The following is a 12830-nucleotide window of genomic DNA, read 5'->3' as shown; positions in this document are numbered from 1 at the left end:
GGCTAGAGGCGGAATTCCTCGCCAAGGTAAAGCCTGCGTACATCCGGATCGTTAACGATCTCTTCCGGGCTGCCCTCAGTCAAGATCTCACCGGCATAGACGATGTAGGCACGGTCGGTCAGGCCGAGCGTCTCGCGGACATTGTGGTCGGTGATGAGCACGCCGATGCCGCGGTTGGTGAGGTGGCGGACGAGGTCCTGAATGTCACCGACCGCGATCGGGTCGATGCCGGCGAACGGTTCGTCGAGCAGCATGTAATTGGGCCGCGTCGCCAACGCGCGCGCGATTTCGACGCGGCGGCGCTCGCCGCCGGACAGCGCGATCGACGGGCTCTTGCGCAGCCGCGTGATGTTGAATTCGTCGAGCAGCGAATCCAGCTCGTGCTCGCGCTTCTTCTTCGAGGGCTCGACGACCTCGAGCACGGCGCGGATGTTCTGCTCGACCGTCAGGCCGCGGAAGATCGAGGCTTCCTGCGGCAGATAGCCGATGCCGAGGCGTGCGCGCTGATACATCGGCAGCTTGGTGACGTCGTGGCCATCGAGCTCGATCGCGCCGCGATCGGCCTTGATCAGGCCGGTGATCATGTAGAACACGGTGGTCTTGCCGGCGCCGTTGGGCCCGAGCAGGCCGACCGCCTCGCCGCGGCGAACATAAATGCTGACGCCACGCACGACCTGGCGGCTGCCAAAGCTCTTTTCCACGCTGTGCACGGCGAGATAACCCGGCCGCTTGATGAGCTGCGGCGCAGCAGCGGCGTTGTTACGGGCGGGCCTCGCACGCGCTGGAGCGGACGCGGCAGCCGGCTGGGACCGCGGCAGCTCGACGCCGGGGACCGGGGCGGCGCGCGCCATCGGCGGCGCATCGCGCACCGGAGACGTCAGCATCTCGCCGAACTGGTCGTCGAGCGCCGTGATGTCGTCATGCGAGCGCGCAAATCCGGAACTGCGTTTTGCAGGGCGCCGCCGGAACATGCCGAGAAAATCCACCATCCCCGCTTCGCTTCAGCCTTTCACACGGATCCCGCGACTTTTGCCTGCGGACCAATCGATTCGCATGCGAAGGCGCAAGCATGAGCCGGAAAACTGAACACCGGCCTTCCTTCGCAACAAAAGCGGACGCGTTTGCGGCGGAGATCATGCTCAAACAACACGGCAAAGCGCGATCTCCCGCGCCTTGAATGAATGGATGCCCCTCCGGCCGACATCACTCCCCCTCAAGGCGCATCGTTCGGCCGGGCCGCAGCAGTAGATACAGTCTCGCCCCGCGCGCTTCAACCTCGCGCCCGCAAAATATTATCTAATGTATTGATTTATCTTGCTTTTGATGGCCTGGCGGAAGCCGACGGGGGGCTTACCGGCTGGTCGCGATTCTGCGCGAAGCCCTGCATGGCATTGTTGGGCACTGACGCGCTACCCTGTCCATGCGCATGGTCGAGCGTCGTCGCAGCGAGGATGGCGAGAACTGCGGTGCGCGACGGAAGCGTCAACATGGCCTTCCTCGCAGCAGCGGTCGTTATTTCGACTTGCTGCCCGGAAGCAGTTGAAGCGGTGACGGGGCCGCTGGGGCTGTGCCCGGGGCGGCTGGCGTTCCGCAGCCACCCTTGCCGGTCTGTCCGCCCTGCGACTGGATGAACAGGCCCTGCACCTTGCCGTTGTCGGATTCGACCCGCGAGACGCCGGTGGTCATGTCGACCAGCAGGCGGTCGCCGCGCAACACGTTCTGGCACTGGGTCAGCACCACCTGTCCGCCGCCGCCACCGATCATGGTGATCAAATTGGTCTTGGTGTCGAAGATCGCGGTCTCGCCGGTGACGACCTGGTCTTTCTGGGTCACGACGACGTTGCCCTTCGCCTCGAGTCGCTTGATCGACGACGCGCCGCCGGGGCCGGGCGTCGCCGATTGCATCGGCGCGCCCTTGGCGGCCGCGGCCTTGGTGCCGCTCGGGGCGGGCGCCGGCGTCTGGGTCGACTTATCCTCGTAGAACACGACCAGTGTTTTCGACGTCATGGTGGTGTCGCCCTGCACGACCTTCACATTGCCGGCGAAGGTCGCCTCCTTCTTCTTGTCGCGCATTTCGAGCGAGGCGGCCTCTATCTGAATCGGCTGATCGCGGTTCTGCGAAAAGCCCTGCATGGCGTTGGGAACGCCGCTCATCGAGCCCTGCGCGGACGCGGCACTCGCCGCGAACAGCGCGAGCAGAAAGACCGCAATTGCCGTGCCGTGCGGAAAACGTCTCATCATCAAAATCATTTCGTGTTGGCGGACTTGCGCGCCTTCGGCGGCGCCGGAGGAGGAGGTGGCGGTGATGCGGGCTCGGCCGGCGGGTTCGCATCGTTGTCGCCGAGCTTGTCGAGATTCATCACGACGTTGCCTTCGAAGCGCACGAGCTCGCCGCTGTTGTAGATCCTGAGCCTGTCTGATGTCAGCGTACCCTGGAGCAGCTTGACGTCGACATGCTCGTCCGACGACACGTTGCCCTTGTTGATGTCGACGAGGGCCTGCGTCAGCTTCGCCTCATAGCCCGTCGACGACTGCAGGAAGATATCCTGGCGCAGGTCGAGCAGCTGCTTCTTGTTGTCGAAGAAGCCGGTCCGTGCATCCATCGTCACTGTCGACTGATCCTGCTGCGCCACCTTGGCGCGGATCGTCTTCAGCTCGACATGGTCGGGATCGGTGATGTCCTGGATCGCGGCCTTGGCCCACATTTCATAGGGCCGCCCGTCGGTGGAGAAGCCGGCGATGTGCGGCGATTCCATCGTGATCTTGGTGCCTGACACCACGAGGTTGTCCATCTCGACCGGCAGCTTGGGGATCAATTCGCGGAATGGATTATAGACCGAGACGAAGACGATCGAGGCCATCGCCAGCCCGACCATCGCAGGTACCGCGACGCGCAGGATCCGCACCATGCGGCTGTGCCGCGCGGCGGCGGCAAAGCGCGCCTCGAGGCCCGTCACATAGGCTGGATTCTGAACCGAATTCACCTGAGCTCCAGAGGCACGAAACTGCCCCTATTCTAGCCGGAGCCGCCCGAATATGCAGCCCGAACCTCCGTCGCGCCGCCCCAAGCCGACTTCAAGGCGGACCACGCGTGAACAGTTTGGCCGAAACGGGGCGAAACCGCCCCCGCCGCGACGAATTCGGCGCCCATCATGAATGAGCGAAAATGTCCTCGGCCTCCCAGCCGTCAAGATCGAGCCTGGCGCGCGTCGGCAGGAAGTCAAAGCACGCCTGAGCGAGATCGGTCCGCCCTTCGCGCGCGAGCATCACATTCAGCTTGTCGCGCAGCGCATGCAGGTGCAGCACGTCGGACGCGGCGTAGGCGAGCTGGGCCTCGCTGAGGCCTTGTGCGCCCCAGTCGCTCGATTGCTGCTGTTTCGACAGCTCGACGTTCAGCACCTCGCGCACCAGGTCCTTCAGGCCATGGCGGTCGGTGTAGGTGCGCGACAGGCGCGAGGCGATCTTGGTGCAATAGACAGGCGCCGGCATGACGCCGAAGGTGTTGTAGAGTACCGCGACGTCGAACCGTGCGAAGTGGAAGAGCTTGGTGATCTTGGGGTCCGCGAGCAGCGCCTTCAGGTTCGGCGAATCGGTGTGGCCTTTTGGAATCTGGATCACGTCGGCGGTGCCGTCGCCGTTCGACATCTGCACCACGCAGAGCCGGTCACGATGCGGATGCAGGCCCATGGTCTCGGTGTCGATCGCCACTGAATCGGTGTAGCGGGAGAGATCGGGCAGGTCGCCGCGATGCAGGCGGATGGTCATGAAATAAGGCCTCAGGTCTCGGATCGATTCGACAGGCGACACTAGCCCCCAAACGCCCGGGATGCGAGCGGATAGACGGTCTCCGGGCCGCTCAGCCCGGGGTTTCGGCCCGGGCTCCTGCCACATACAGACACGATGGCCCGGCTTCGCGCAACCTCTGTTGCATATGAATCACGCTGCAATTCAAACGATCAGCGGCGGGATGTTCGGTGGCCGCACGATGCCCATATGGAGGAGTGGACATCTCGGGGCCTTGATCACACTTCCGCGCCTTTTTTTGCGCGTCCACGCCGATGAAATCCACCAACGGCGCCCCTATCTGTGCCCAGCCGCTCGCACGTCCTACTCATCATCAGAAATGAGCCTCATGTCGGAACAGACCATCGCCGCGCCGATCGACGACGACCAACAGGAACGCGGCTTTTCGCGCTATCAAACGTTCCTGATCGCGCTGCTTGCGTTCACGCAATTCACCCTGATCCTCGACTTCATCATCATGTCGCCGCTCGGCGCGATCCTGATGCCGTCCCTCAACATCACCGCCGGGCAGTTCGGCGTCGCGGTTTCGGCCTACGCGTTCGCGGCGGGCATTTCCGGCATCCTCGCCGCCGGCTTTGCCGATCGCTTCGACCGCAAGCGGATGCTGCTGTTTTTCTATGTCGGCTTCACGTTCGGCACCGTGCTGTGCGCACTGGCGCAGAATTTCCACGTGCTGCTGCTCGGCCGCATCGTCACCGGCCTGTTCGGCGGCGTGATCGGCTCCGTCGTGCTCGCGATCGTCACCGACCTGTTTCCGCTGCAGCTGCGCGGCCGAGTGATGGGCTTCATCCAGACCGCGTTCGCCGCAAGCCAGGTGCTCGGCGTGCCTGCCGGACTTTTCCTGGCCAATCACTGGAACTGGCACATCTGCTTCGTGGCCATCGTCGGCCTGTCGCTCGCGGCGATCGCCACGATCGCGCTTGTCATGGAGCCGGTCGACGGGCATCTCAAGCTGCAGCATGACCGCAACCCGTTCCAGCATCTGATCGCGACGGTAGCGCAGCCCCGCTACACGCTCGCCTTCATGGTGACGACGCTGCTGGCGACCGGCGGCTTCATGCTGATGCCGTTCGGCAGCGCCTTCACCGTGCACAATCTCGGCATCGACATCGTCCATCTGCCGACGATCTATCTCGTCTCCGGCCTGTTCAGCATCCTGATGGGGCCGCTGGTCGGCCGCGCGAGCGATGCGTTCGGCAAGTATCCGACCTTCGTCTTCGGCTGCGTGGTGTCGGCCATCATGGTGCTGATCTACACCCATCTCGGCCACGTCTCGCTGCTGACCGCGATCGTCGTCAATGTGCTGATGTTCGTCGGCATCTTCTCGCGCATGATCCCGTCCCAGGCGCTGATGTCGGCGATCCCCGACGCCAGCCAGCGCGGCTCGTTCAGCGCAATCAGCGCGTCGGTGCAGCAGCTCTCGGGCGGGTTAGGCTCGGTGGTTGCAGCCGCGATCGTCGCGGAGAATCCGGACGGCTCGCTGCTGCATTTCGACCGGATCGGCTACGTCGTCGTGGCGAGCTCAATGATCTCGATGATCGCGATGTACTTCGTGCAGAAGCCGATCGCTCGCCGCGCTGGACGCCGTATGGTGTGAGGGTGGCGCCGCTCGATCCGACGACGCCGGCCGGCGCCGATATTTTCGGCGCCCACGCCACGCGCGGCTCATCCCGTGCTATCGTAAGGCGATGGTGGATCACACAATGCAACCCGGCATTATCGAAGTTGCGATCGAGCCCAGGTCGAAGGCAGATGACGCGAAGCTCAAAGCTGCGCTCGCCGAGCTAACCGCGGAAGATCCATCGTTTCGCGTGTCGATCGATCCCGAATCGGGTCAAACCATCCTGAAGGGCGTCAGCGAACTTCATCTGGACGGCAGGATCGACCTCCTGAAGCGCGTCTACGGAATCGACGCTCATATCGGCGCGCTGCAGGTCGCGTTCCTTGAACGCATAACCCGGCGCGTTGAGCACAGCTACACCCACAAGAAACAAACGAGCGGTACCGGCCAGTTCGCGGCCGTGACCCTGATCGTTGAGCCGAACGGGCCCGGCAAGGGCTACGCGTTCGAATCGACGATCGGCGGCGACGCGGTGCCGAAGGCGTACATCTCGGGCGTCGAAAAGGGTCTCGAAAGCGTGCTGCCGTCCGGCGTGGTCGCGGGATTTCCGGTCGTCGACGTCAAGGTGCAGCTGATCGACGCCAAGTTCCACGATGTCGATTCGTCGGCGCCGACCTTTGAGATCGCCGCGCGCGCCTGCTTCCGCGAGGCGCTTCAGATGGGCGAATCTGTTTTGCTCGAACCGGTCATGAAGGTCGAGGTGCTGACCCCGGAGGACTGCGCCGCCGCTGTCATCCGCGATCTGAACCTTCGCCGCGCAAGGCTCCTGGTCCGGCGCGCACACAGCGATGGCGTTGCCGTCACCGCGATGGTGCCGCTCATGAGCATGTTCGGCTACGTGAACAGCCTGCGCCCCACCAGCCAGGGCCGCGCGAGCTTCTCGATGCAGTTGGATCACTACGCCGAGGCGCCGCCGAACGACGATGATCCACCGTTTGGACCTGCGGTTGGGATGCGTGCGTAGTGACTACCGAACGGATATGGCGACCGGGTCTGGTCCAATGTTTGAGAGAGGCACGACGTGGTGACACCGCCGCGATTCCTGAATCTGGACCTGGTTCTCAAGTCGAACTCGGATCTCAGTGCGCTCGTCGCGCATCTGGATCAAAGGGTCATGGTTATCGCGCATCAGGAATTCGAGCGACAGTTTCTCCTCGTCCTCGAACTCGCCAGCGAAGCGCCGGCTCAAGACGCACAGTGGTGCACGCATCAGTTCCTGGCGATCATCGACGAATTTCCCGACGCGATGCGCGCACTTTGGCAGGAGTGCACCTCGCGCACCTTCTGCTACGGATTTGCGGGGGGATGCGATGATCCCGCACTGGATGCAACGATCCCGGCGGACATGCTGCTCCAGATAGGCCGCGTCGGCGCGGACATCGGGATCACGGTGTATCCGCATCGGCCCGACTGATCGCTGACGTCACCGGTCCGCTGCCGCGACGCTGGTCACAAGGCCGACCTATGTCCGCCATCGAACCGCGCGTATCTCAACGCAAGAGTCGGCAATACCAGCAGGTTCAGGGCCATCGAGGTCAAGAGCCCGCCGAGAATCACGACCGCCATCGGCCCCTCGATCTCCCGCCCAGGCTCGCCCGCGCCGAGCGCAAGCGGCAGCAGGCCGAGGCCGGTGACCAGCGACGTCATCAGGATCGGAACGAGGCGGTCGGCCGCGCCCGTTATGGCCGTCGCAGCGCTCCACGCCCTGCCCTCGGCGACGACCAGATGTTCATAATGCGAGATCATCAGGATGGAATTGCGCAGCGTGATCCCGAACAAGGTGACCAAGCCGACCACCGATCCCAACGAAAGCAAGCCGCCGGTCAACGCCACGGCGAACACGCCTCCGACGAATGCGAACGGCAGGTTGATCAAGATGAGCAGAAGATTGCGCCAATGACCGGTCACCACTGCAAGCAGGAGGACAATGCCGATCCCGGCCATTGCCGAGTTCACCAGAAGATCGCGTCGCGATTGGGCCTGCGCCTCGGCCGCCCCTGCAAACTCGATATGTGCACCGGGCGGCAGTTTCACTTCTCGCGCTAGCTTCCGCTTCGCAGCGGCGACGAACGATTCGAGATCGCGGCCGCTCACATTCGCGGTGACGGTCTGCGCCCGCTGCGCGTCGCGACGGATCACCTGATACCGGCCGGAGGTTTCGTAGACGTCGGCGACCTGCTTGAGGAAAATATAGGCCCCGCTCGGCGTGCGCAGGGGCAGATCACCGATCTGCGTGAGACGTGCGCGGGCCTGGACGTCGAGGATGACGGTCACATTGAAGACCACGTTACCCTCATAGCCCTGACCGACCACGTCGCCCTGATAGGCGGTACGGATCAGCTCAAGAACCTCGACCGCATCGAGACCCCAGCGCTGCAGATCAGCGGGCCGCAGGGTCACATTGACCTGGGGCATTCCCGGCGGGGATTGTTGCTGCACATCGATCGCTCCGCGGACTTCCCCGAGCTCCCGGGCGACGTCGCGCGCCGCGTTGTCCAGCGAATCGAGATCCGTACCGTAGATGTTCACAGCGACCGCGGCGCTGAAGCCGGATACCGTCTCCTCGATGCGCTCCGTCAGATAGGTTTTGCTCGAAAACGCGACGCCGGGAAATGTCTCGAGGGCCGCCCGCATCAGCTTCTCTGTCTTCTCCTGATCGGACCCCGAGAGCCCCGGAGCCAGATCGACTTCGAACTCGCTGTAGTGCGGCCCGAGCGCGTCGATGCCGGCCTCGGCACGGCCCGCGTGTTGCGCGACGGTACGCACACCGGGGACCGCTTTGAGCGCCTCGGTCATGAGCTTGCCGATCCGCAGCGACTCGTCGAGCGCCGTGCCGGGAACCATGGTGACGTGCAGGATCAGGTGACCTTCCCTCAACTCGGGCAGGAACGTTCCGCCGAAGAACGGCACCAATGCAGCTCCGGCTAGCGTCAGAGCCACCGCGGTCGTCATCACCAGCTTCGGATACTGCTCGATGCGGCCGAGCATCGCCTCATAGTGACGGCGAGACCAGCGCACCAGAGGCGGCTCACGCTGCTCCTTGCGACTGGCACGCTCACCCAGCAACAGCATCGCGAGAGCAGGCGTCACGGTGAGCGCGACCACGAGCGATGCGAACACGGCGAAGATGTACGCGACGGCCAGGGGCCCGAAAAGACGACCGGCGACCCCGGATAATCCGAGGATCGGGAAAAACACCAGCAGCACCGCAAATGTTGCGTACACAACGGCGGTCCGAACTTCCAGGATTGCGTCAAGCACCACGCGGGCTGCAGGCCGCGGATCCCTGAGCCGCGCATTCTCCCGCAATCGACGCACGACATTTTCAACCCCGATCACGGCATCATCGACCACCTCGCCGATCGCGATCGCAAGTCCGCCCAAGGTCATTGTGTTGAGCGACTCGCCTGCCCACTGAAGCGCAAGCACCGCCGCAATCAGCGAAAGCGGAATGGCGGTGCAGCTGATCACCGACGTTCGCCAGTCGAACAGAAAAAGGAACAGGATGACGATCACCAGCGCGCCGCCGATGAACAGCGCGTTCAGGACGCTCGCGGTGGCCGTATCGATGAAGTTGGCGGGCCGAAACAGGTCGTCGTGAAGCACAACCTGTTCGGCCTCAAGCGCCGGGCGGAGTTCATTCAGCGCGGCTTCGACACGCCGCGTCACCTCGCGGGTGTTCGCACCGTATTGCTGGCTAACCATCAGCATCACGCCCGGATCGCCGTTGATGAGGGCCGCGCCGATCGGCGGTTCCGGCGCAGTTGCAACGGTCGCCACGTCGCCAAGCACGACGCTGGCGCCGCCTTCATGCAGCAGCACCGTACGCGCCAGCTGTTCGGGCGTGAGGGACTGGCCTTGCGTCTGCAATGTGATGCGTTGGTTGGCCGTGTCGATGAAGCCTGCACCCCGGACGCCCGTGGCCTTCCGCGCGGCGGCCAGGACGTCGTTCATGCCAACCCTGAACCGGATCAGATCGTCGGGACGGACCTGCACTTGCAGCGATCTCACATCCCTGCCGTAGGTCGAAACCTGCGCGACACCGGGTACCGCGAGCAGGCGCCTGCTCAGGGTCCAATCCGCAATGGTGCGCAGATCCATCAATGAGCGCGTCTTGGACGTCAGGCCGATCACCAGCACCGTACCGGCCGTTGGAGTCAGCGGGGTCATGGACGGCGCCTGCACGCCTTGCGGAAGACGACCAGCGACCACCGCCAACCGCTCCGTGACCAACTGACGCGCACGGTAAATGTCGCTGCCAGGCCGGAACACCACCGTAATGACCGAGAGGCCTTGAATCGACGTGGATCTCATACTGTCCACGCCGGCCAATCCATTGATCGATGTCTCGACCGGCTGCGTGACCAGAATCTCGACTTGCTCCGGACTGAGGCCGGGCGCTTCGGTCTGAATTGTGACCTGCGGTGACGCGAATTCGGGAAAGACGCCGTACTCGGCGTTGCCCAGCGCCAACACGCCATAGCCAAGCAGCACACAGGCAAGCGCAAGGACAATTCCCCGGAAGCGAATCGCAAAGGAGACCAGAGCGGCCTGCGGCCCGACCGCTCCCGAACGCAACGCGTCAGTCATTGTCACCGCTGCCCTGAAGCACGCTCTTGGCCTCTTCGGACAACAGCACTTGCGCGCCGCGGATCACGACCTCAGACCGGGAAGGCAGCCCACGCACGACATAGTCGTCGTCCGAGACCGGCTGGTCCGTATTGATCGGATACCGCTTGAAAGTATCGGGCCCGGTGCGAAGGTAAACCCAGGAGCGGCCCTGCCAGCGCACAATGGCGGTGTCTTCAACGAACACACCTTCGTATGTCTTCCCGGATGGCACGTAAGCAATCGCGTTCATTCCCGGCAGCAGGCCGCTGTCGCCAGGCGCAGTAAAGAAGTAGCTCAGTCCCTGAATGCGCGGCTCGGTTCGCGTCGCCGGCGACAGATACTGCAGTTCGATATTTGCGTTGCCTGTCGGCGCCTGCGCGAGAGCCGTGCGCGGCAGCTGCGCCAGGGTCTCGCCCGGCGGCAACGTGACCTGGACCAGAAAGTTGTCTCGCTCGATCAATTTCACCACTGCCGGCGAGCGCTCGACGATGCCCTTGCCGATCACCGCCCCCCACTCCTGCTGCGCCGTCGCAGCAAGTGTCTTGACCTGCGATTCCGCCGCCGCAATCGAGGCCTGATCGGTCCGGAACGCACCTTCGGCGGCCTCGGCCTCCTTCTTTGGGAGCGCGGCCGATTGGACCAGATTCTTCGTGCGCTCATAAGCGCTCTTGGCGACGTCGAATTTGGCCTGCGCCGTCTGAAGCTGCGCCTGCGCATTGGCGTAGCCGTTGGTCAGCTCGGTGATGCGGGCGATATCGAGCACCGCACCATACGCTCTGATCTGCTCCGAGTGAGGGGCAGCCTCCAGAGCCGCCGTTTCCAGTCCGATCCGCCTTTGCTGGTCGGCCGAGAGCTTGACGACGGCGAGCTGATTTTCATCCGCGTCGGTGGTCGGGCGGGTGCCTGACTGCGGCTGCGTTGATTCCTTGCGCTCCGGCTCCCCCACGACGCTTCCGGGCATCAGGACAGGCCCGATCAGGCAGGCCATCACGGCTGCATGTCCGAGCAATCGTATCGCCGATGTCTTGCCCATCCGGAGTTCAGGTCCCCATCCTTCGCCGTAGCCGCTTGTCGCGTGCCTCATCCCTGGTCAGCGAAGTCCACCGATCGGTTGGAGGCACGATACTCCTCCAGGGAACTCCGACTGTAGCCAAGAAATCTATTCCGATCTCTCGACCAAGTGCACGCCCCGCGCGCGGTCGCGGCTGCCCGGCTCTCCAATTGTCGCTGCGATGGTGAATCGCGAGCTGGATGGCAGCTGGAAGCTGTCCGAGGACGCGGATTCATGTCACCGCGCCTGGATTATCGGCTGGTGTCGTCAGTCAATCGATGGGTGAGGATAGTCGGGCTGGGCAGCGGCCTCACCGCATGCCCGGTCTTGCGCACAGGCGAGCCACGCAAGTTCCCCGTAACCTAGCGATTTCAATCGCTTGGAAAGGGGGTGGTGCCCAGGAAAGGACTCGAACCTTCACGGCCGTTAAGCCACTGGCACCTGAAGCCAGCGCGTCTACCAATTCCGCCACCTGGGCATGTGGAGCGGCTTAGTAAGGATCGGTTACGCGCTTGTCAAATTCGCGATTGGAAATTCAAATAGCCTGTACAGGATTGGGCTGATGGCGTATCGCCAAATCACTAACTCCCCCGAATAGTTCTCGAATCCGGCAGGAATGGACCTCATGGCATCGAACCTGGAAACGCTCGTCACGGTCTTCGGCGGATCGGGTTTTCTGGGACGGAATGTGGTTCGGGCGCTCTGCAAGCGCGATTACCGCGTGCGAGTCGCGGTGCGGCGGCCTGAACTGGCCGGCCATCTGCAGCCGCTCGGCCGCGTCGGCCAGATTCATGCCGTCCAGGCCAATGTCCGCTACCCGGCCTCGGTCGAGGCGGCGATGCGTGATTCGCAGATCGCCATCAATCTGGTCGGCATTCTGGCCGAAGGCGGCGGGCAGACGTTTGATGCGGTGCAGGTGAAGGGCGCCGAGACCATCGCCAAGGTGGCGGCCGCCAACGGCGCCCGCATGGTCCATGTCTCGGCGATCGGCGCCGACGAGAATTCGCTGTCGGGCTATTTCCGCGCCAAGGCCGAAGGTGAGAAGGCAGTACAGGCGGCCTTGCCGTCGGCCACCATCATGCGGCCGTCGCTGCTGTTCGGGCCCGAGGATCAGTTCACCAACCGCTTCGGGGCGCTCGCGCGGATGTCGCCGGTGCTGCCGCTGGTCGGCGGCGGGGTCAACACGGTGCAGCCGGCCTATGTCGCCGACGTCGCCGACGCGGTGGCGGATGCCGTCGACGGCAAGGCGAAGGCGGGCGCAACCTACGAGCTCGGCGGCCCGGAAGTGCTGACGATGCGCGAGATCATGGAGATCATCCTCCAGATCACCCAGCGCGATCGCATGCTGGCGCCGCTGCCGTTCGGCCTCGCCAAGCTCCAGTCGTATGTCCTGCAATTCGCCCCGGGTCCCTTCACGCTGACCCCGGACCAGGTCGCGATGCTGCGCACGGACAACGTGGTGTCCGACGCCGCCAAGGCTGCCGGCCTGACCTTCGCGGGCCTCGGCATCACGCCCGATTCGATGGAAGCGGTCGCCCCGCAATATCTCTGGCGCTTCCGCGCGACCGGGCAGTTCCAGAAGAAGAGCGCGTAAGCTCTATCCCCGAAGCGACTTTGCTCCCTCGCCCCGTTCTTACGGGGAGGGTTGGGGTGCGGGGCTGCCTCCGCAAAAATCTGATGCATGTGGGTACGCGGTGAGTCCCCCTCACCCCGATCGCATTTCCTTGCGATCCGGCCTCCCAC

General features: G+C 63.9%; 9 protein-coding genes, 1 tRNA gene and 1 pseudogene. 4 read left to right on the top strand and 7 right to left on the bottom strand.

Going from position 1 to position 12830, the window contains the following annotated elements; genetic code table 11:
* Positions 1–2: 2 nt before the first annotated feature.
* The 4 genes from lptB to FNJ47_RS14070 all read right to left on the bottom strand — a co-directional run bounded on the left by lptB (position 3) and on the right by FNJ47_RS14070 (position 3765).
* Positions 3–989, bottom strand: a complete 987-nt coding sequence (gene lptB / locus FNJ47_RS14085; protein ID WP_163153957.1) for an LPS export ABC transporter ATP-binding protein — start codon at positions 987–989, stop codon at positions 3–5.
* Between the two features lie 523 nt (positions 990–1512).
* Positions 1513–2241, bottom strand: coding sequence for an LptA/OstA family protein (locus FNJ47_RS14080; protein ID WP_430649379.1), 729 nt, complete (start codon positions 2239–2241; stop codon positions 1513–1515).
* Between the two features lie 5 nt (positions 2242–2246).
* A complete protein-coding gene (lptC, locus tag FNJ47_RS14075; RefSeq protein WP_163153954.1) occupies positions 2247–2984 on the bottom strand; it encodes an LPS export ABC transporter periplasmic protein LptC in 738 nt (245 codons plus the stop codon).
* Positions 2985–3150: 166 nt separating this feature from the next.
* Positions 3151–3765, bottom strand: a complete 615-nt coding sequence (locus FNJ47_RS14070; protein ID WP_163153952.1) for a ribonuclease H-like domain-containing protein — start codon at positions 3763–3765, stop codon at positions 3151–3153.
* A 61-nt stretch (positions 3766–3826) separates the two neighbouring features.
* On the opposite strand from FNJ47_RS14070, the gene FNJ47_RS14065 reads away from it, so the two are divergent.
* From FNJ47_RS14065 to FNJ47_RS14055, 3 genes and pseudogenes are all read left to right on the top strand, one after another.
* On the top strand, positions 3827–5401 hold the full coding sequence (locus FNJ47_RS14065; RefSeq protein WP_347341666.1) for an MFS transporter: 1575 nt from the start codon (positions 3827–3829) through the stop codon (positions 5399–5401).
* Positions 5402–5519: 118 nt separating this feature from the next.
* Positions 5520–6389, top strand: a pseudogene (locus tag FNJ47_RS14060) (translation factor GTPase family protein); the annotation flags it as partial.
* A 57-nt stretch (positions 6390–6446) separates the two neighbouring features.
* Positions 6447–6839 carry a hypothetical protein gene (locus FNJ47_RS14055; protein ID WP_163153946.1) on the top strand — a complete coding sequence of 131 codons (393 nt, stop codon included), beginning with the start codon at positions 6447–6449 and terminating at the stop codon, positions 6837–6839.
* A gap of 35 nt (positions 6840–6874) precedes the next feature.
* On the opposite strand, the gene FNJ47_RS14050 is transcribed toward FNJ47_RS14055, so the two are convergent.
* The 3 genes from FNJ47_RS14050 to FNJ47_RS14040 all read right to left on the bottom strand — a co-directional run bounded on the left by FNJ47_RS14050 (position 6875) and on the right by FNJ47_RS14040 (position 11565).
* The gene (locus FNJ47_RS14050; protein ID WP_175068376.1) at positions 6875–10015 is read right to left on the bottom strand and encodes an efflux RND transporter permease subunit; all 3141 of its coding nucleotides are present in this window, start codon (positions 10013–10015) and stop codon (positions 6875–6877) included.
* Positions 10008–11024: an efflux RND transporter periplasmic adaptor subunit gene (locus FNJ47_RS14045; RefSeq protein WP_235999874.1), complete on the bottom strand. Its 1017-nt coding sequence runs from the start codon at positions 11022–11024 to the stop codon at positions 10008–10010. Before FNJ47_RS14045 ends, FNJ47_RS14050 begins: the two co-directional genes overlap by 8 nt.
* 454 nt (positions 11025–11478) lie before the next feature.
* Positions 11479–11565, bottom strand: a tRNA-Leu gene (locus FNJ47_RS14040).
* Positions 11566–11712: 147 nt separating this feature from the next.
* Between FNJ47_RS14040 and FNJ47_RS14035 the strand changes: the two genes are divergently transcribed.
* Positions 11713–12681, top strand: coding sequence for a complex I NDUFA9 subunit family protein (locus FNJ47_RS14035; RefSeq protein WP_163153944.1), 969 nt, complete (start codon positions 11713–11715; stop codon positions 12679–12681).
* Positions 12682–12830: the final 149 nt, after the last annotated feature.

Source organism: Bradyrhizobium uaiense, from assembly GCF_010811875.1.
GTDB lineage: Bacteria > Pseudomonadota > Alphaproteobacteria > Rhizobiales > Xanthobacteraceae > Bradyrhizobium > Bradyrhizobium uaiense.
This window is presented reverse-complemented; position numbering and strand designations above follow the sequence as displayed.